Here is a 19360-nt window from a genome sequence, read left to right on the forward strand (position 1 = left end):
GAAGGAATTGAAGTAGTGATATCCTCCCTGTTGCAGAGAGCTGGTGGTGCTGAAAACCAGTACACAGGAGATCACGAATTACGTTTCTGGAGCTTCTTATTTCTTTTCTGAAATAAGACGGTTTAGCCGTTATTCTGTGAAGTGGTAAGTTCTATACTTACAATCAGGGTGGTACCGCGAATAAATTCGTCCCTGCTGAATGAAAATTCAGCAGGGATTTTTTATATCCGTTCACTTTCGCACTTAAAAGCGTTTAAGCATAAAAACTATTAAAAGGAGACATACCAAATGAAGAAATCGATACCCCTGCACTTACGTCCTTTTACAGCCCAGCAGCATTACAATGCATACAGCCCCATTGATCATGCAGTTTGGAGATATGTGATGAGGCAAAACCATCATTTCCTTGAGGACATCGCCCATGATGCATTCACTTCAGGCCTGAAGTCGTCCGGCATTTCCATTGACAGCATTCCAAGGGTAAGTGAAATGAACGATCATTTAGATAAAATCGGCTGGGGAGCTGTCATTGTCGACGGATTGATTCCGGGTACAGCGTTTTTTGATTTTCAAGCGCATGGCATCCTTCCAATTGCAACGGATATACGCCAGAAGACCAATATCGAATACACACCCGCTCCTGACATTCTCCATGAAGCCGCGGGGCATGCGCCGATTTTATTTGATGAAACATACTCAGAGTTTGTTAAATTAATCGGAAATATCGGCGCCAACGCTTTTGCGACAAAAGAAGAACATGAGGTGTTTGAAGCAACCAGGCATTTATCAATTGTCATGGAAAGCCCTGCTTCAACTGAAGAAGAAATTGAAGCAGCCAAACAGCAATTAAAGGAAAAACAGCAGCACGTAAAAGGACTTTCTGAAGCTGAGCAAATCTCCCGGATTTTCTGGTGGACAGTCGAATTTGGCCTGATTGGCGATCTGCAGCAGCCAAAAATCTTCGGTGCAGGACTGCTGTCATCTGTAGGCGAAAGCAAACATTGCCTGTCCGATCAGGTGATGAAGCGCAGGTTCACAATTGAAGACGCAATAAACACCAGCTATGACGTTACATCTATGCAGACTCAGCTATTTGTATGCGAAAGTTTTGAACAATTGATTGAGGAAGTAACTATATTCGGAGAAACAATGGCTTTCCGTGAAGGCGGCACGTCAGCCATCGAGAAAGCAATCGCTTCAAGCCAGGTTGCTCACATAGAATACAATTCAGGCATTCAGCTTACTGGTTTGTTCACAGAAATCATAAAGGATGCAAAAGGTGAAGCCATCTATGTCAAAACGTCAGGGCCAAGTGCCCTATCGATCCAAAATGAACAAATTAATCATCATGGTCCTAATATTCACAATGACGGCTTTGGAGCGCCAATCGGAAAACTTTCAGGCCGCATTCAGCTTGAAAAGCAGACCGAACAGAGCCTGAAGAAGCTCGGCATCGAGATGAACAAAATGATGCAAATCACCTTCGAAAGCGGTATAGAAGTTTCCGGCCATGTGACGAATCTATTATTTAATCATGATTCTCTTATTTTAATATCACTTGAAGAATGTCTCGTCAAAAAGGGAGAAGAAATCTTGTTCCATCCCACTTGGGGCACATATGATTTAGCTGTAGGCAGCCAGATTGTTTCTGCACGGCCAATCGCAGCGGATTACGCTGCATTCCATGGGGAACCCGTTATGAATGAAGAAAGCCAAAAAGAAGGAAAAATCCTTACGCTTCTGGAAGAATTATATGGGGAAGTAAGGCAAATCCGGGAAACGAATTTCCCTCAGGATGTCCTTCTTCACAGTGTTATTGGAAAAATTCTCGATGAGTTCCCGGAAGAATGGCTGCTTCAGCTGGAAGTTCTGGAATTGCTTGAAAAGCATGACAAAGAATCGCCTTTGAAAAAACTGCTCCTGGACCAGCTTGAAAAGTTAAGTAAGGAAGAACGCTATGTCCGCCTGATTCAAAACGGACTTGATGTCATCTTTGATCGGAGGAATGTCACAGTATGACAAGATTAAGTGAAGAAGAAATAGCCCAGCACCTATCCACACTGCCGGACTGGAAAAGAAAAGACAGCAAATGGATTGAACGCCGTTACCGCTTCAAAGAATATTTAGAAGGTATCGCATTCGTAAATAAAATAGCGGACCTTGCCGAAAAAGAAAATCATCATCCTTTTATCACCATTCAATACAAAATGGTGATCGTCTCCCTCACTTCCTGGAGTGAAAATGGGCTGACAAGTCTGGATTTTAAGTTAACCCGGCAGATAGATGATGTTTATCTTGCAGACCATTACTAAAAAAATAAGTACCTACTCATGAGGCAAGATAAATCCCCAACCACAAAGAATAAAAAGAATGCCCCATTTAGAATGAAAACTAACTGGGGCTTATTCCTATAGCGCTGACTGCAAATCCTCAATTAAATCTTCAGCATCTTCCAGGCCAACCGAAATGCGGATCAGGCCGTCTGTAATACCCAATTCCTGACGGCGTTCTCTCGGAATCGATGCATGCGTCATTTTGGCTGGAAGGGAAATCAGGCTTTCAACTGCTCCCAAACTTTCTGCAAGGGTAAAGTATTTTACTTTTTTCAGCACCTCTTCTGCCTTTTCACCGGTTCCGGCATCAAAGGAAATCATTCCGCCAAAGCCCCGTGCCTGCTTCGAGTGAATGTCATACCCTTTATGATCTTTAAAACCTGGATAATAAACCTTTGAAACCTGCGGATGATCGGCAAGAAAATGTGCCACCCTTTTCGCATTTTCTTCAATTTCCTCCATCCGAATTGCCAGTGTCCGAATTCCCCTGATTAATAGCCAGCTATCCTGCGGCCCCAAAACAGCACCGATTGAATTTTGGATGAAGTGCATATCTGCTGCAAGCTGTTCGGAATTCACCACAACCAGCCCGGCAACAACATCACTATGTCCGCCTATATATTTGGTGGCACTATGCAGGACAATATCAGCTCCCAGTTCAATTGGATTCTGCCAGTAAGGTGTACTGAAGGTGTTATCCACAATCATAAGCAAATTCTTGGATTTGGCCAGCTTGGAGATTCCGGCCAAGTCTGTAATCTTCAGCAATGGATTTGTTGGCGTCTCAACATAAATGGCTTTTGTATTTTCCTGTATCTCCGCTTCCACAGCAGCCAAATCACTTGTATCCACAAAGGTTACATCTACATTATATTTCGTCAAAACCTTTGTCACTAACCGATAGGACCCGCCATACACATCATCTGTGAAAATAACATGATCTCCTGTTGAAAATAAGTGCATTACAGAAGAGATAGCTGCCATGCCGGAACCGAAAGCAAAGCCGCGGTATCCGCCTTCCAAATCCTTTATTAATTCCTCCAGTGCATGCCTTGTCGGATTTCCGGTTCTTGCGTACTCATAAACGAAATTGCCCACACCATCTTGTTTAAAGGTACTGGCATGGTGGACAGGTATGGAAACGGCACCTGTATGTTCATCCCTGGAGATGCCGCCGTGAATCATTTGTGTTTTCTTTCTCATTGTTTATCCTCCTCATAAATAGATTTACTTAAATACCGCTCACTGCTGTCAGGAAAAATCGTGAGAATATTCGTGCCAGGCGGAGCATTTTCAGCTTCTCTCAATACTGCTTCGAAAGCAGCTCCTGACGAACTTCCAACTAAGTATCCTTGCAGCAATGCCAGCTCCTTCACTCGTTTAAAGGCATCTTTATCTGAAATTGTATGAATGGCGTCAAATAAGTCTGTTTCCATGTACGGTGGCAAAAACTCCATCCCGATTCCCTCGGTTCGATGCGGCCCTGCCTTTCCGCCATTTAAAATGGAGCCTTCAGGTTCGACAATAACTGTCTTTATCTTTGGATTCTTTTCTTTAAAAAATCTGGCGCAGCCCATGAACGTACCGCCAGTCCCTGCTCCTGCTGCAAAAATATCAATCTTCCCATCTAACGCTTCGAAAATCTCAGGTCCCAATGTTTCATAATACGTTTGTGGGTTATTTTCATTGCTAAATTGCTGAGGACTATAGGAATTAGGAATTTCCTGCAATAATTCATGTGTTTTCCTAATAGCGCCTTCCATGCCCTCTTCAGTCGGCGTATTAATAACTTCTGCCCCTAACGCTTTCATTAGTTCCTGTTTTTCAATGCTGAATTTTTGAGGTACGACACAGATGACTTTGATCTTCTTTCCAATAGCAGCCAGCGCTAAGCCGATCCCTGTATTCCCTGCAGTCGGTTCAATTACAGCGCCATCTTCCGGGAGAAGCCCATCCTCAATCGCTGTCTGAATCAGCTTTTGTCCTAACCGGTCCTTTACACTGCCGCCCGGGTTAAAATATTCAAGCTTTGCGAAAACATTTACTCCCTGCGGAACAGCATAGTGTTTGATTTTCACAAGAGGGGTATGCCCAATCAGTTCTTTCACACTGCTGTAATAATTCATCGTCAGCACCTCTGTTTTTCACAAAGAATGGTTACTCTTCACCATTGCGTTTTTTGGATACTTCTTACGTTTCATTTAATTCTTATTATTCCTACTTGTATAGTATGTTTTAAAATGTTTTTTGTCAATTATCGGCTAAAAAATCATCTGGCGACGAGATTTAAGGAAAATTCCAAAGTTGCCAAGCGAGATATTTATTCATACTATACCAATAAGTATTATAAGAATTATAAGGAGTGATTTTTCAATGGGCCGTGAATTTATAGATTTGTTTGACCATTGGGCAGAATCCTATGATCAGGCTGTTACGGGTAAAGACCTTGAATATCAAGAGGTGTTTTTGAATTATGAACATATCCTTCAAGAGGTTGCCAATCATGTGAATGGGAATGTAATTGAATTTGGTGTAGGCACTGGCAATTTAACTAAGAAACTCTTGGAAAAAGGGGCTAATGTAACTGGAATTGAACCTTCTGCAGCCATGAGGGATATAGCAGGTGAAAAGTTGCCTAATGTTCCGTTATTAAATGGTGATTTTCTGGATTTCCAAATAAATGGTCCCATAGATGCCTTCGTTTGCACCTACGCTTTCCATCACTTAAAGGACACCGAAAAAGCTGAAGCCATCACAAAATACAGCTCTCTGCTTTCAAAGGGCGGCAAAGTGATTTTTGCAGATACCGTCTTTGAAAGTGAAGAGGATAAACAGGCTGTCATTAAAGAGGCAAAAAAGAACCATTTTCTCAGCCTTGCACAGGACCTGGAAACTGAATATTATACAACAATTCCTGTATTAGATGAGATCTTTCAATCCAATGATTTTTCAGTCCAGTTTAAACAGCTCAATCGGTTTGTGTGGCTCATATATGCTTTAAAACTTTAAAAATTTGGTGTTGCCACCCCATAAAACCAACTTGACAAATAGGAATTATAAGAATTAAAATATGGTTATTATTAATATATTGCCGATCAGTCTGCTGAAGGCCCTGCGGAATAGCAAATAGCTATCCCCGCAGGGCCTTTGTTGTTATCGGTGTAAAAGGCGGGTGAGATGGAACAAAGCGGGTTTACAACTTAAAACGTTTAGGGGGATTGAAAAATGAATAGCTGGAAGTATGTGAAATCTTTTGTTGTTTTTGTATTCCTGATCGGATGGCTGGCCGGATGCCAGGCACAATCGGCAAGCACACGAAGCGATTCTGATGATAAAAAAAATGAAGACGGACTAACAGTTACAATAGGAATCCAGCAAAGCATCTGGCCTATTCTATTAGCCAAGCACAAAGGCTGGTTTGAAGAAGAGTTTGAGAAAGCAGGAGTAAAAGTAAAATGGGCGGAATTCCAAAGTGGTCCTTCTTACTTTGAAGCAATTGCATCTAACCGCATTGACTTTGGACGTGTTGGAAATATCCCGGTGATTGCCGGTCAAAGCGGCGGGATTGGCTTTAAAGAGATTGCCGTTGCCAGCACCGGAGAGAGAGGAGATGCTCTTCTGGTGCCTAAAGACAGCCCTATTACATCCGTAAAGGATTTAAAAGGCAAAAAAGTGGCGGTTGCAAAAGGAAGCAGTTCATTTGGCCTCCTTTACCGCCTTCTGGAAAAGGAAAACATCAAGCCGTCAGAATTGGAAATCATTCAACTTCAGCCTGATGAGGCACAGCCTGCTTTTGAAACGAAGAAAGTCGATGCGTGGGCAATCTGGGAACCTTATCAGTCCATTCAAGTGGTCAAAAACGGCGCAAAAGTCATCGCAAATGGTGAAACGATCGGAACCTTCAGCCCCGGATTTCAAATTGTCCGTACACAATTCGCAAAAGAACATCCTGAACTTGTCGAACTTTATCTTAAGGTAACGGAGAAAGCAACAAGATGGCAGCTTGAAAACAAAAAGGAAGCAATCGAAATATATGCAGATCTGAAGAATACGGATAAAGAAGTTATTGCGAGAGTGCTGGAAAACTCCGTTCCGGCCAATACACCAATCAGTCCGGAAATTGTGGAGACACAGCAGGAATCTGCTGCACTTCTATTAGAATTGGGAGGACTCAACAAAGAAATCAATGTTTCTGAAGTTGTTGATAACTCTTATATTGAGAAAGTCTTAAAAGAATACAAATAACCATTTATTAACCCAAAGAGAAGAACCCCGCTGAAATTAACCTGAGCGGGGTTCTTCTTTAGCTTACCCTGCTGGATGAACATTTTGAACTTTGTCCGGAAAGGGCAGCCCAAGATTGCCTCGCAGGGTTTCACTTGTATATTCTGTTCTAAAAAGGCCCCTATTTTGAAGAATAGGAATAACGTTTTGAACAAAATCTGAAAAGCCTTCACTCATTAGCTGAGGCATGATGTTAAATCCATCAGCACCCCCATTTTCAAACCATAGCTGAAGTTCATCCGCTATCTGCTCAGCTGTCCCGGCAATCGTATAATGCCCCCTGCCGCCAGCAAGCCTGAGAAGCAATTGTCTAATGGTCAGATGTTCATTCTCTGCCAGATCCCGGATAAGCTTTGTCCGGCTTTGATGCCCCTGAATCTGCTGAATTTCCGGCAATTCAGGCAGCGGGCCATCCAATGGATAGCCTGTTAAGTTAATGCCAATACGATTGGAAAGCTGTAATAGACTATACTCGGGATTGGTCAAATTATGAAGCTCTGCTTCCTTTTCTCTCGCTTCTTCTTCTGTTGTCCCTATTATCGGGCAAATGCCCGGAAGGATGATGACGTTCTCCGGATTTCGTCCAAATTCTGCAGCCCTTGTTTTTAATGCTTTGTAAAATGCTTGTGCTTCAGAAAGTGACTGCTGTGCTGTAAAGACCACCTCAGCAAATTGTGCAGCAAAATCTATGCCCGTTTTGGATGAGCCAGCCTGTACAATGACAGGATGCCCCTGTGGTGTTCTGGGGCTGTTTAACGGGCCCTTTACCGAATAGTAGCTCCCTTTGTGGTTAATTTCATGCACTTTATCACTCAAGGAATAAATCCCCGCTTCTTTGTCCCTTACTAACGCCCCTTCTTCCCAGCTGTCCCATAGCTTTTTAGTCACTTCTACAAATTCTTTGGCACGCTTATAGCGCTCCCTGTGTTCTGGTATTTTTTCGAGATTAAAGTTATTCGCTTCTGCATCTGTCCCAGACGTAATCACATTCCAGCCTGCACGGCCTTTGCTTAAATGATCCAGGGAAGAAAACCTTCTGGCCACATTGAAGGGTTCATTAAAAGTAGTCGAGACCGTTGCAATCAGTCCGATTTTTTTTGTTGCAGCTGACAAGGCGGATAATAGAGTGAGAGGTTCAAAGCCTCCGCCGCCCAGTTCTCCGTACTTGACAGCACTTGTCGATACCGAATACCTGTCAGACAGAAAAATAGAATCCAGCTTTGCTTCTTCCGCTTTTTGAACAATCTCCAGATAATAAGAAATATCATGTGCCCGCTCTGGATCTGATGAAGGGTGCCTCCATGCGGCCTCATGGTGTCCCATGCTTGTTAAAAATAAATTCAGGTTCATTTTACGATTTCCCATTGTATCCCGCCTCCACTTTTAGCCTTTATAGCTCTCCCGCCATTTAAGCCATTTTCTTTCAAAGTATCTTACAAACGAATCCGAAGCCTTTCCAAATACAGCGAAAATAATAATTCCTACAAATACAACCGTTGTCTGTGAAAATTGTCTGGCATCCGTAATTAAATATCCGATACCTTCACTTGACCCCATGAGTTCCGCTGCGACCAGCGCCAGCCATGCTGCACCTAGTGCAAGGCGAAGCCCAAGCAGGATATTAGGCAGGGCCGAAGGAAGGATCAAATTCGTGATTTGCTTCCATCTGCTGAATTCAAGCACCTTGGCAACATCAAACAATTTTGCATCCACACTGCGTATGCCAAGGAAAGCATTGACATAGAGCGGAAAGAAAGCTCCTTTTGCGATAAGAAGCACCTTGGAGACTTCACCAAAACCAAACCACAATATAAACAGCGGAATGACTGCAAGAGTCGGAATGGTCCGAAGCATTTGCAGCGTCGGATCCAGCGTATGCTCCACCTTGCTTGAAAAGCCGACAGCTAAACCAGCAAGCAATCCAAGTGTTCCTCCGATGAGAAACCCTCCCAAAGCCCGCAGAAAGCTGACTTGAAAATGGTAAAGAAGATTGCCTGCAGTCAGAAGCTCGATAAATGAGCTGAAAATGCTGCTTGGCCTTGGCAGGAGTGTTTCCGAGATTAGATCATAATAGCCGGCAAATTCCCAGATGAGCAGTACAAGAAATGGAAATATCATTCCTCTTAAGAACACGCCAAATTTTTTATCACTTCTTCCCTTTAATTCTTTTATTCTCAATTTCTCTTTGCCCTGTTCAAATGCCGTCGGGTGTGCCCAGTCTGCTTTATTATTCAATCCATACACCTCCGCTAGATTCCTGCTCGATCCATTAATTCAAGTTCATCTGTCTTTTCAAATTCATTTAAAATAAGCTGGCGAAATTCCTGAAATGTCTTATTTGATTTTTTCCTCGGATGGGGCAGATCGATTTGTATCACTTTTTGGACGGAGCCGGGTCTTGCATTCATGATCACTACCCGGTCTGCAAGATAAATAGCTTCATCTATATCATGGGTAACAAAAAGCATGGTGGTTCTATTTTTTTGCCAAATATCCAGAAGAACTTCCTGCATATGGGACCTGGTAAACGCATCAAGAGCACCAAACGGTTCATCCAGCAGCAATACCTTGGGATTGCGCAGAAGGGCGCGGGCGATGGCTGCCCTTTGCGCCATTCCCCCTGAAAGCTCTCTTGGATAAGCCTTGGCGAATCCGTCCAGCTTAACAAGCTGAATAAATTCTTTAACCTTATCTCTCACTTCTTTATTTCTTAATGTGAAGTTGGAAGCAATGTTTTTCTCTACCGTGTGCCAGGGAAATAGCCTTGGCTCCTGAAAAATAAATCCCTTATCAACACTGGGGCCTTTTACTTCCTTCCCGTCAATTCTCACAGAACCTGATATATCATTATCAAGACCGGCAATGATTTTCAGCAATGTGCTTTTGCCGCATCCGCTGGGCCCTATGATTGTAATTAATTCGCCATCCTCAACGGCCATGTGAATATCATTTAAAGCATGAATTTCTCCTTTTTCTGAATGAAACGTCTTATTTAAATGACTGATCTCTAAAAAAGCCATTTGAAATCTCCCTCCTTTAAAATTTTCACCTGCTAGTTTAATAAAAAAAGACACGTTCTATGAAAATAGAAATCGTGTCTTCTCCGGGAGTCCGGTCGAATGACTGTCTGCTATTATACAGCTTTGGTATTTTGGGAGATGGCTATTAACTGCTTAAGCTGATCTGTAATTTTTTCAAGCACCTCCTCATTTTTTATCGGATTTTCGAAATCTTCTTTATCCACATATTGATCGGTGAGATACACCCCTTTTAAGATCGTCTGGGCGCTTAGGGCAGCCAATAAAGGCTTTAAGGAATAATCAATTGCCAGCAGATGGGCAGGACTTCCTCCAACCATTAATGGAAAAACAGGCTTATTTTTAAAAGAGTCCTGCGGAAGAATATCCAGCAATGCTTTCAGGGCACCTGTATAAGCAGCTTTATATACTGGAGATACAATGATGATGCCGCTTGCTTCCTTTATTTCTTCAGAAAGCTTTTTAATGGAAGAATGGTCATACCGCCCTTCAATCAGGACATCGGCCGGAAAATCAAGTACAGAGTATTCCTTTACAGGAATCCCTTGTTTAGCAGATTCTTTCCGCAAATAGTTTACTAGTATGGAAGACCTTGATACGGCTGACGGACTTCCGGATACGGCAATAAAATAACTCATGAACGCCATCCTTTCTTTCATTTATCCCTGCACAACATTATCCTATAATACCTATTAACAAACTAGGAATAAAACCAAAAATAAAAATCATCTCTTCCCATTATTAGACTCCACCCGTATTTTTTCAGTTATCTCCACTTGGGCCACTTTCCCTGCATGAAGGGTAATGACGACTGACCCATAATCAATATCCTTAATAGAAGATAAAATATACTTTTCATACTCAGGCGTGATTTTTGCCATTGTACATACTCCCTTCCTTAAATAAATTAAATGATAAAATCTTCAGGTGTGAAGATTTTGAGCTGCTTGGGTTTAATGAATACTTCTTCTCCAGCATTCAATGCCAGCCTGCGATACTTTTCTTTTGGAATTTCGGCCTCCAGATAATCATTGGTGTCTTTCCTGACAAGTTCTATATGCACAATTGGTCCAACGATATGCAAGTGGGATATGGTTGCAAGCACTGCATCATCATTAGATCCTTCTCTGCTGATGCTGATATCATGCGGTCTTGCATAGCCTACTGCCTCCAGGTTATCTGAGCCTGCCCAATCCGGAATTTCCAATGCCACATCACCTTGGTTCAGCTTTCCATTTTTCAGCCTTCCCTTGAATAAATTGACGCTCCCTAAAAAGTCATATACGAAGGGGGTCTGCGGATGATCATATACTTCCTCCGGTGTCCCGATTTGCTCGATTTTCCCCTGATTCATCACGACAATCTTGTCAGCAACATCCAACGCTTCTTCCTGATCATGCGTAACAAATATGCTCGAAATCTGAAATTCATCATGGAGTCTTCTCAGCCATCTTCTTAACTCCTTTCTGACCTTCGCATCAAGGGCCCCAAATGGTTCATCCAATAAAAGCACTTTAGGTTCAACCGCCAGAGCTCTTGCAAGAGCAACCCTTTGGCGCTGTCCGCCTGATAGCTGGGAAGGATAACGCTTCGCCAAGTCCTTCAGCTTCACTAGCTCCAGCAGCTCATGAACTTTGTTCTCGATTTCTTTTTTGCCTGGCCGTTCTTTCCTGGGCCTTACTTTCAGCCCGTAAGCGATATTATCGAATACTGTCATATGGCGAAACAGTGCATAATGCTGGAAGACAAATCCGACTTTTCGTTCTTTAGCATTAATGCCGGTAATGTTCTCACCATCAAAAAATATAGAACCCTGGTCAGTTGCCTCTAAACCGGCAATAATCCGCAGCAGGGAGGTCTTCCCTGAACCCGAAGGGCCTAATAAGGCAACCAGCTCTCCTGTATGGATTTCAAGATTGATTTTTTCCAATGCCTGAAAAGCCCCAAAAGCTTTGGAAACGGAATTTATAACGATACTCATTCTGAATTCCCCTAACCTCTATGATTTCTATGCTCTTCTGTTTTTTCCATGCCATTCCAGAATGTTTTTTATAATAAGTGTGAAAATGGCCATTATCGACATTAAAGAAGCAACAGCAAACGCAGCAGCGAATTGGTATTCGCCATATAGGATTTCGATATGCAGGGGCATTGTGTTGGTCAGCCCTCTTATATGGCCGGATACGACCGAAACCGCTCCAAATTCGCCAATGGCACGCGCATTGCAGAGAATCATGCCGTAAAGAAGAGCCCATTTGATATTAGGCAGGGTTACATGCCAAAATGTCTTCCATCCTCCTGCCCCAAGAGTGATCGATGCTTCCTCTTCTGCCGTTCCCTGCGCCTGCATCAGTGGAATCAGTTCCCTTGCAATAAAGGGAATCGTTACAAAGATCGTCGCAAGTACAATACCAGGCACAGCAAAAATTATTTTGATATCCCTCTCAAAAAGCCATTCTCCGAAAATCCCCTGAGAGCCAAACAGCAAAACGAAAATTAAGCCGGCAATGACGGGAGAAACAGCGAACGGAAGATCAATTAGCGTGATAAGCAGGTTCTTTCCTTTAAAATGAAACTTGGTTATTGCCCAGGCTGCCATGATTCCAAAGACGGCATTCAACGGAACGGCAATAATCGCTACCAGAAGGGTCAGCTTAATCGCGGATAATGCTTCCGGATTCGTAATTGCCTCCAGATAAACCGCAAATCCCTTTTCAAAAGCCTGAACAAAAACCGTGACCAGCGGCAAGATCAGAAACAACCCCAAAAATGTTAAAGCAATGCTGATTAACAGCCATTGAACCCATCTGGGATCCTTTGCTTCTCTCGGGCTCCTAAGCGGAGTATTCGTAAAATTCAAAGGTATATTCCCGCCCATATCACCACCCCTTTCTTTATAGAAAAAACAAAACTGCAGCAGCCGGAAAGTCACTTAAAACGGCGTCTTCTATGCCTAATGCGAAATAAACTTTCTGTTCGTCCACCATTGAATAAAGTTGATAATAAATAACAGTATAAACGACACGACCAGCATGACAGCAGCAATGGCTGTAGCACCTGCATAATCATATTGCTCAAGTTTCGTCATAATCAGCAGTGGCGTGATTTCGGTTTTCATGGGCATATTTCCCGAGATAAAAACGACTGACCCATATTCCCCAAGAGACCTTGCAAAGGCAAGGGTGAACCCTGCCAGTGCAGCCGGCAGCAATTCCGGGAAAATGATTTTTCTGAAGGTCTGAAAGCGGCTTGCTCCAAGGGAGGCAGAAGCTTCCTCCACCTCTTTTTCAAGACTTTGCAGAACAGGCTGCACCATTCTAACTACGAATGGAAGCCCGATAAATGTCAGGGCAATCACCACCCCGATCGGCGTAAAAACCACCTTAAATCCCAGCAGACTTCCAACCCATCCATTAGGTGCATATACAGTTGTCAGGGCGATACCTGCAACTGCCGTCGGAAGAGCAAAGGGCAAATCTACAAGACCATCAATGATCTTCTTGCCTGGAAAAGAATATCTGACCAGAACCCAGGCCAGGAGAACACCGAATACCATATTAATTAAACCAGCTGCCAAAGACGCACCAAAACTCAGCTTGTAGGAGGCCACTACTCTCGGATCCAGCACCGTGTTCCAAAATTCAGACCAGCCCATTTGCGAACTATAAAAGATGATCATGGACATCGGCAATAAAACTAAAATACTAAGATAAAGCATGGTGTACCCCATTGTTAAGCCGAAGCCCGGCAGTACACTATATTTTTTGAAATCTGTTCTTTTTGATTTCCTCAACCCCATCACCTGAATCCTCTCATTCTCATGCTGTTTATTGGAGATAGATCTCATCAAATGTTCCGCCATCATTAAAGTGGGTTTCCTGTGCTTTTTGCCAGCCTCCAAATTCTTCATCTACTGTAACAAATTCAATATCAGCAAACTGGTCGGCGTATTTCTTCAGCACTTCAGTATTTCTCGGTCTGTAATAGTTCTTTGCTGCAATTTCCTGTCCGGTTTCACTGTATAAATACTTTAAATAAGCTTCTGCTGCTTCAGCCGTTCCTTTTTTCTCTGCTATTTTATCCACGATTGCTACTGGCGGCTCCGCAAGAATACTGATCGATGGATTCACAATTTCAAATTTGTCTTTTCCAAGCTCATTGATGGATAAGTAGGCTTCATTTTCCCAAGCTATAAGAACATCTCCTAGCTCCCGCTGAACAAATGTATTCGTTGAATCACGTGCCCCTGAATCAAGAACCTCCACATTCTGATATAAATTCTTCACAAAATCTTTGATCTGCTTTTCGTCTCCATTAAACTGCTTGCTCGCATAGGCCCATGCCGCAAGATAATTCCATCTTGCTCCTCCTGATGTTTTCGGATTAGGTGTAATCACCGAAACATCTTCCCTGGTCAGGTCATCCCAATCTTGAATATTTCTTGGATTCCCTTTTCTGACCAAAAAGACAATTGTGGATGTATAAGGAGTAGAATTATCATCCAGCCTTTTCTGCCAGTCTTTATCGATGATTCCCCGCTTATTGGCAATTTCATCAATATCATAGGCAAGCGCCAAAGTGACCACATCCGCTTCAAGCCCGTCAATGACCGATCTTGCCTGCTTTCCGGAACCGCCATGTGACTGCTGAATCGTCACATCCTGCCCTGTTTCTTCCTTCCAATACTTGATAAACTCCTGATTGAACTCCTGATAAAGCTCTCGTGTCGGATCATAGGAAACATTCAAAAGTTCTGTCGGATCCTTGCCTGAGCTGCCTCCACCCTCTGCTTTTCCACCGCTTTCCTGACTGCATCCTGTAATAGAAGACAAAACCAGCAAACCTGCTGCCAATAAACCTATAAAAGAATTCTTCTTCATACCCATCCAAAATCTCCCCTTTTGATTGTCTTTATAAAAAAAGACCGCATGCTTAGTTCACTAAGCACCGGCCTTCAGTTTATCTGATCAGCTCCATATTCTCTTTGGCATCACTCTTTCTCTCCCTGCCTGGTCATGCTATTGGCGTATTCCCGCTCAAGGTCAGTTAAGGTTAACTCAAACAGATGGTGCTCACCTTTCTTAAATACTCCGGCACTTATCAGACTGTTAATTAAATATCTCTTTCTGCCTTCAACTGCCTTTCTTAAATGCTTTGACACCTAACTCCCTCCCTGATTTACTCAATCAATAGCTCCCTTTGCTGCAAGTGCTTTTGGTTGACCAATCAGCGAACAATCATAATTCCTATTAAACCTATAATCTTAATCATATTACTCGGTTTTTATTGCATATGTTACTCATAAATTTCTTTTTTCCATTCACCCCCAGAAAGAAAGTAATACCCATAATACACAGCGGTTTACTCGGAATAATGGTGTAAAAAAAGACCCTGCGGTTCCTATAGAACAGAAGGGCCTTTGGTTTTCCAATCGGCGATTGATTTGAAGTTCTTATTAGAAATGAATTTACAATGAATTATTAGAAAAGTCAATCCTTTTTTCTGCTTTTTCTCAATTTAGCTTCCTTTTCTTTTTGCTATAAGCAAGCATAGGGCATTCCGACTAAAATCCTGATTTACTCCAGCTAATATATTTGACTTTAAAAAAATTTTACATTATAGTAATTGATGCATCAATAATTGACCTATCAATTATCTAAAAGGCGGGGGATGCTGTGTTCAAATGTTCTAAGGAAGAAGAATTAATTGCCGCCCGGCTGTTTGAGCTCACTAAGCAGACAATGCCGAAGTTTGAACGCTGTACAGGCATCAGTCAGTCACGGCTTGAGATTCTTCGGGAGCTTTTTGAATCGGAAGAAATTACGCAGCGGGAGCTTCAGAAAAAGGTGAATATCGATCATGCTGCTGTCACTAGACACCTTAAGCAGCTTGAAGAAAAGGGCATGGTGATCCGCAGGAAAAATCCTGAAGATAACCGCTTTACTTACGTCAGCCTGACAGAGGAAGGCAAAACGAAAATTGCTGCTTACTGTGAAGAAAAGCAACGGTTTATTTCCAAAATCCTGAACGGCTTTTCGGAACTTGAGCGAAGCACACTATTAAACATGCTCACACGCATCCAGGAAAATGTAGATAGATTGTAATTTTTACATCCAGAAAAACATAAAGGAGAGTTAATCATGAATAAAACCATTAGCAATGACTTTAAAGAAATCGTCACAGGCCGCCGTTCCATCCGCAATTATGACCCAACAGTCAAAATCGGCAGAGAAGAAATGGCTGAAATCCTGGAGGAAGCATCTTTGGCTCCTTCATCTGTTAACCTGCAGCCATGGCGCTTTGTGGTGATCGATTCAAAAGAAGGCAAAGAAACACTGGCACCGCTTGCAAAATTTAATCAAAGGCAAGTAGAGACATCAGCAGCTGTCATTGCCGTCTTTGTTGATATGAAGAGTGAAGCATTCATTGAAAAAATTTATGATACAGCTGTTGAAAAAGGATACATGCCAGCTGATGTAAGAGACACGCAGGTGCCATCCATCAAAGGTTTAGTGGAAAACATGACATTCGAGCAAAAGAAAGATATGAACCTGATCGATGCTGGTCTCGTATCCATGCAGCTCATGCTTGCTGCACGTGCCCATGGCTATGATACAAACCCAATTGGAGGCTATGAAAAAGACCGCATCGCTGAAGCATTCCATCTGGACAAGGAACGCTACTACCCTGTCATGCTTATCTCAATCGGCAAAGCCGCTGATCAGGGTTATAAATCTGTCCGCCTGCCTGTTGAAGATATCACAGAGTGGAAATAACTCACAAAGGAGAAATATATCATGATCATTATCCATGCTGGCTTTCAAATCCAAATTGACAAAGAAAATGACTTTCTGACTGAAATCCGTCCGCTGATCGAGGCTTCCAGAGCAGAAGAAGGCAATATCTCTTATGACCTGGTAAAAGATACAGAAAAAGCAGGTTCCTATACCATGATGGAATTGTGGAAGGATATGGACGCTGTTAAGTTCCACAACCAGACGGAACATTTTACCTCATTTACAGCGAAAGCTCCTCAATATTTTTCTGCTCCTCCTCAGGTGAAGGTGTATGATGCACAGTCTGTAGATAAAAAGTAAATTATGCAGAAAAAGACGCTTGGGATATAAAATTCCCAAGCGTTTTATAATGGATATACAGTTTCGATTTAATTTACAATCTCTGTCTGGGGGTTTCTAATCTTTTTATTTATTGTTCTCTTTCTGATCATGATAAGCAATGAGAATGACTTCTTCTCCCTTTTCCTCACTTAAGCGCTTTTCCAGATTATGCACCTGCTGCAGATCCCCATCGGACAAATTCGCAAAATGATATTGTTTATCCATTTTTCATCACCTTTTCGTAATAGGATCCCTAAAGTTTGTGTTTTCCAAGCATTTTTATACACAACAATGCCCGGCTTCAATCTCTATTTAATCCCCAAAATGGCAATGGCAATGACAGTTAACACCAGGCTCAGCAGCAGTGACATGCCCCAGTGTTTCTTTTCGGTCATTTTGAATAAAACATTCATTACTGAACTGATTGCCAGAAAAATAAAGAATACAAATAAAAATATCATAAATTCCATTATCGCTTAACCTGCCCTCTGTCCAGTTTCGCAAGGAAATAAGAAGAGCACCCCATCATCATGCCTCCGAAGATCCCCATGAAACTGCCGGCGACAGTCCAATAGGCAGACAGAAGGATGCCGGACATAAACAAAATCAGCCCTCCTATAAACAGGGCCATTCCCATTTTCATTGCTTATCCCCACCTGTTCCACTAGCCTAAATCTTTCACAACCGCCATTTCCTTCCCAAAACGGTGGCCGTGATCTGCAAACCCCAAACCTGCATAAAGCTTGTGTGCCCCAAGATTCTCAGGATGGTAGCCTACAGCAAGTTTTTTCGCATTCGGCAGTTTCGCCATCTCCGCGATCATCAGATCCGTCGCTTTTTTGCCTATTCCCTTGCCTTGGTGCTCCTTATCAACCATAATCCGATAAATCCAGTAAGCATCCAACTCTTCTATACATGTATTAAACATTAAGAAGCCGACAGCTTTATCTTCCAAGTAAATCACATACGGCCTCAACGCTGTTTCAAATTTAGATTGCGCAATGGAAACAGCATTTGGCTCCATATGGGCTTTTTGTTCCTCTGCAAGTTCCAGCAGGCAGCATTTATACCAATTATCTGCTGTTACTTCTTCAATTCTCACTTTGCCAGTATTCATATTAATTTCCCCTTTTCACATTTTGGGGAACCGCTGATTTAATAGGCGTTCTCCCCTTATTTTTATCCATAATAACTAAATTTGTATTTGGCATAATGAACGCCTCCTTTTCTAAATTGCCAGAAAAATACATACCTACTCATTATACTATAATATTCCAATTAATGCGCACATGGGAATTCAGTTATTTTTTCTATAGAAAGGCCATATATAATATATTGATTCAGCAAAAAAGGGGAGGATGCGATAATATGCCAGCGAAGCAAATTCGTTTACGGAGAATTCAAAGCCTTGCTCACGACATTATGGTAGAAATGAATTCAAAGGAAGACCATAAGAAGAATGACTCATACAGAACAGTGATTGATGACCTTTCACGTGCGATTGGGGAACTATCTGATCCATCGGGTGATTTTTCATTGGATTATGTTGAAGAAAAAATAGGCACTGCCCACTATAAGATTTTTAAAAACATGAAAAAACTGACGCCTCTTCGAAAAACAAAAGAATCAGCAAGATGAAAATTTTTTGAATGAAACTGATAATTATTATCAATAATAAATAAAGAAGGTAACCAAATCGGTTACCCTTTAGCTTAAACTTCTGGTTCAAACGTTTTACAGTCTGTCTCTTTGCTATTGGACGCCTGCTTGCCTTTATGGCTGACAACGTAAATAGCTTCTGCACCACACTTATTTCCCTGTTCCCAATAAGTGCAGTTATTTACTTCACAAAGAACATCTTTAGCCATGTATATCACCTCCTGTTTTATTATTTTTAGCCAGACAGGATGGTGATATACTTGCTTGTTTAGTTATTTATGTTCCACTCTTCTTTCAAAATCGCATAATAATATTCATCCCACCACTCATCGTCATGAGGAATGCACTTTTTGAAGCAGCCTTCCCGCCTCATGCCGATTTTCTCCATCACCCGGTAAGATGGCGGATTCTCGGGCTGGCAGGTTGCAATAATCCGGTGAATGCCAAGCTCTTCAAAGCTATATTTCAGCACTGCATATGCTGCTTCTGATGCGTAGCCTTTATTATAAAACTTCGGATTAAACACCCAGCCAATTTCAAATGTATGATCACCAAAATACTTATGAAAAGCAATATGGCCAATCAGTACCTCTTCATTTTTTAAAAGAACGGGAAAATGCTCTGCTTTTTCTGTATTTTTATGGATAAACTCATTAGCAGCTTTTTCTGTAAAAATACCACCTGGAATGAATTTCATTACTTCTGGATTTGAGGTGTACTCATAAACTGCCTGCCAGTCATCTGACTTGAACTTCCTTACGGTTAATCTCTTTGTTTTAATGTCCATAGTCTTTTCTCCTATTAATAATTTATAAGGAAAGTATTCTTCTTTTCAAAAAAATCTCCTCTAAATCTGGCAATCTTTCATTTGTATGCCTCATTTATGTTTATTCATAATTAATAAAGTGTATATATACTATGTATCCCA

26 protein-coding genes and 1 other annotated feature (1 of these 27 cut by a window edge) are annotated in these 19360 nt (G+C 42.0%); of the genes, 8 read left to right on the top strand and 18 right to left on the bottom strand.

All coding sequences use genetic code 11. The features are described 5' to 3' along the window. Positions 1–197 (top strand) — a binding site (T-box leader) (it extends 11 nt beyond the left edge of the window). Between the two features lie 91 nt (positions 198–288). Together QUF73_14780 and QUF73_14785 are read left to right on the top strand one after the other, a co-directional pair. After that, on the top strand, positions 289–2019 hold the full coding sequence (locus tag QUF73_14780) for an aromatic amino acid hydroxylase (GenBank protein MDM5227466.1): 1731 nt from the start codon (positions 289–291) through the stop codon (positions 2017–2019). Continuing rightward, a complete protein-coding gene (locus QUF73_14785) occupies positions 2016–2312 on the top strand; it encodes a 4a-hydroxytetrahydrobiopterin dehydratase (GenBank protein MDM5227467.1) in 297 nt (98 codons plus the stop codon). The genes QUF73_14780 and QUF73_14785 overlap by 4 nt, the downstream gene beginning before the upstream one ends. Before the next feature lie 96 nt (positions 2313–2408). Here QUF73_14785 and QUF73_14790 read toward each other — a convergent pair whose 3' ends face one another. After that, positions 2409–3536: a bifunctional cystathionine gamma-lyase/homocysteine desulfhydrase gene (locus tag QUF73_14790; GenBank protein ID MDM5227468.1), complete on the bottom strand. Its 1128-nt coding sequence runs from the start codon at positions 3534–3536 to the stop codon at positions 2409–2411. Then, a complete protein-coding gene (locus QUF73_14795; GenBank protein MDM5227469.1) occupies positions 3533–4459 on the bottom strand; it encodes a cysteine synthase family protein in 927 nt (308 codons plus the stop codon). The genes QUF73_14790 and QUF73_14795 overlap by 4 nt, the downstream gene beginning before the upstream one ends. A gap of 247 nt (positions 4460–4706) precedes the next feature. On the opposite strand from QUF73_14795, the gene QUF73_14800 reads away from it, so the two are divergent. Further along, positions 4707–5342 carry a class I SAM-dependent methyltransferase gene (locus tag QUF73_14800; GenBank protein ID MDM5227470.1) on the top strand — a complete coding sequence of 212 codons (636 nt, stop codon included), beginning with the start codon at positions 4707–4709 and terminating at the stop codon, positions 5340–5342. Between the two features lie 216 nt (positions 5343–5558). Then, complete coding sequence (locus QUF73_14805; protein MDM5227471.1) at positions 5559–6578, top strand: aliphatic sulfonate ABC transporter substrate-binding protein; 1020 nt, start codon at positions 5559–5561, stop codon at positions 6576–6578. A 63-nt stretch (positions 6579–6641) separates the two neighbouring features. On the opposite strand, the gene QUF73_14810 is transcribed toward QUF73_14805, so the two are convergent. From QUF73_14810 to QUF73_14855, 10 genes are all read right to left on the bottom strand, one after another. Continuing rightward, entirely contained in the window at positions 6642–7982 is a 1341-nt protein-coding gene (locus tag QUF73_14810) for an LLM class flavin-dependent oxidoreductase (protein MDM5227472.1), read from the bottom strand. 18 nt (positions 7983–8000) lie between these two features. Next, the gene (locus QUF73_14815) at positions 8001–8795 is read right to left on the bottom strand and encodes an ABC transporter permease (protein MDM5227473.1); all 795 of its coding nucleotides are present in this window, start codon (positions 8793–8795) and stop codon (positions 8001–8003) included. A 71-nt stretch (positions 8796–8866) separates the two neighbouring features. Continuing rightward, on the bottom strand, positions 8867–9637 hold the full coding sequence (locus QUF73_14820) for an ABC transporter ATP-binding protein (protein MDM5227474.1): 771 nt from the start codon (positions 9635–9637) through the stop codon (positions 8867–8869). Positions 9638–9750: 113 nt separating this feature from the next. Continuing rightward, positions 9751–10293: an NADPH-dependent FMN reductase gene (gene ssuE / locus QUF73_14825; protein ID MDM5227475.1), complete on the bottom strand. Its 543-nt coding sequence runs from the start codon at positions 10291–10293 to the stop codon at positions 9751–9753. Positions 10294–10380: 87 nt separating this feature from the next. Beyond that, on the bottom strand, positions 10381–10536 hold the full coding sequence (locus tag QUF73_14830) for a YezD family protein (protein ID MDM5227476.1): 156 nt from the start codon (positions 10534–10536) through the stop codon (positions 10381–10383). A 26-nt stretch (positions 10537–10562) separates the two neighbouring features. Next, positions 10563–11636 carry a sulfate/molybdate ABC transporter ATP-binding protein gene (locus tag QUF73_14835; GenBank protein ID MDM5227477.1) on the bottom strand — a complete coding sequence of 358 codons (1074 nt, stop codon included), beginning with the start codon at positions 11634–11636 and terminating at the stop codon, positions 10563–10565. Positions 11637–11663: 27 nt separating this feature from the next. Continuing rightward, complete coding sequence (cysW, locus tag QUF73_14840; GenBank protein MDM5227478.1) at positions 11664–12533, bottom strand: sulfate ABC transporter permease subunit CysW; 870 nt, start codon at positions 12531–12533, stop codon at positions 11664–11666. A gap of 75 nt (positions 12534–12608) precedes the next feature. After that, positions 12609–13454 carry a sulfate ABC transporter permease subunit CysT gene (gene cysT / locus QUF73_14845; GenBank protein ID MDM5227479.1) on the bottom strand — a complete coding sequence of 282 codons (846 nt, stop codon included), beginning with the start codon at positions 13452–13454 and terminating at the stop codon, positions 12609–12611. A gap of 28 nt (positions 13455–13482) precedes the next feature. Continuing rightward, positions 13483–14535, bottom strand: a complete 1053-nt coding sequence (locus tag QUF73_14850; protein ID MDM5227480.1) for a sulfate ABC transporter substrate-binding protein — start codon at positions 14533–14535, stop codon at positions 13483–13485. 110 nt (positions 14536–14645) lie between these two features. Beyond that, on the bottom strand, positions 14646–14816 hold the full coding sequence (locus QUF73_14855) for a Fur-regulated basic protein FbpA (protein MDM5227481.1): 171 nt from the start codon (positions 14814–14816) through the stop codon (positions 14646–14648). Positions 14817–15330: 514 nt separating this feature from the next. On the opposite strand from QUF73_14855, the gene QUF73_14860 reads away from it, so the two are divergent. From QUF73_14860 to QUF73_14870, 3 genes are read left to right on the top strand one after another with little or no spacing between them, the layout of a single operon-like run. Further along, positions 15331–15759, top strand: a complete 429-nt coding sequence (locus QUF73_14860) for a MarR family transcriptional regulator (GenBank protein ID MDM5227482.1) — start codon at positions 15331–15333, stop codon at positions 15757–15759. 36 nt (positions 15760–15795) lie between these two features. Further along, positions 15796–16431, top strand: coding sequence for a nitroreductase family protein (locus QUF73_14865; GenBank protein MDM5227483.1), 636 nt, complete (start codon positions 15796–15798; stop codon positions 16429–16431). A 21-nt stretch (positions 16432–16452) separates the two neighbouring features. After that, positions 16453–16752 (top strand): putative quinol monooxygenase, encoded by a 300-nt coding sequence (locus tag QUF73_14870; GenBank protein MDM5227484.1) that lies wholly within the window; start codon positions 16453–16455, stop codon positions 16750–16752. A 105-nt stretch (positions 16753–16857) separates the two neighbouring features. Here the strand turns inward: QUF73_14870 and QUF73_14875 are convergent, their stop codons facing one another. The 4 genes from QUF73_14875 to QUF73_14890 form a co-directional block, all read right to left on the bottom strand. After that, entirely contained in the window at positions 16858–16998 is a 141-nt protein-coding gene (locus QUF73_14875) for a hypothetical protein (GenBank protein MDM5227485.1), read from the bottom strand. Positions 16999–17081: 83 nt separating this feature from the next. Further along, the gene (locus tag QUF73_14880; protein MDM5227486.1) at positions 17082–17243 is read right to left on the bottom strand and encodes a hypothetical protein; all 162 of its coding nucleotides are present in this window, start codon (positions 17241–17243) and stop codon (positions 17082–17084) included. Beyond that, positions 17243–17416 (bottom strand): hypothetical protein, encoded by a 174-nt coding sequence (locus QUF73_14885; protein ID MDM5227487.1) that lies wholly within the window; start codon positions 17414–17416, stop codon positions 17243–17245. The genes QUF73_14880 and QUF73_14885 overlap by 1 nt, the downstream gene beginning before the upstream one ends. Positions 17417–17437: 21 nt before the next feature. Then, on the bottom strand, positions 17438–17890 hold the full coding sequence (locus tag QUF73_14890) for a GNAT family N-acetyltransferase (GenBank protein ID MDM5227488.1): 453 nt from the start codon (positions 17888–17890) through the stop codon (positions 17438–17440). Positions 17891–18141: 251 nt separating this feature from the next. On the opposite strand from QUF73_14890, the gene QUF73_14895 reads away from it, so the two are divergent. Continuing rightward, a complete protein-coding gene (locus QUF73_14895; protein MDM5227489.1) occupies positions 18142–18411 on the top strand; it encodes a hypothetical protein in 270 nt (89 codons plus the stop codon). 74 nt (positions 18412–18485) lie between these two features. Here the strand turns inward: QUF73_14895 and QUF73_14900 are convergent, their stop codons facing one another. Both QUF73_14900 and QUF73_14905 read right to left on the bottom strand, forming a co-directional pair. Beyond that, positions 18486–18641 (bottom strand): DUF1540 domain-containing protein, encoded by a 156-nt coding sequence (locus QUF73_14900; protein ID MDM5227490.1) that lies wholly within the window; start codon positions 18639–18641, stop codon positions 18486–18488. 59 nt (positions 18642–18700) lie between these two features. After that, complete coding sequence (locus tag QUF73_14905; GenBank protein ID MDM5227491.1) at positions 18701–19219, bottom strand: GNAT family N-acetyltransferase; 519 nt, start codon at positions 19217–19219, stop codon at positions 18701–18703. Positions 19220–19360: the final 141 nt, after the last annotated feature.

It is taken from the genome of Cytobacillus sp. NJ13 (genome assembly GCA_030348385.1).
Lineage (GTDB): Bacteria > Bacillota > Bacilli > Bacillales > Cytobacillaceae > Cytobacillus.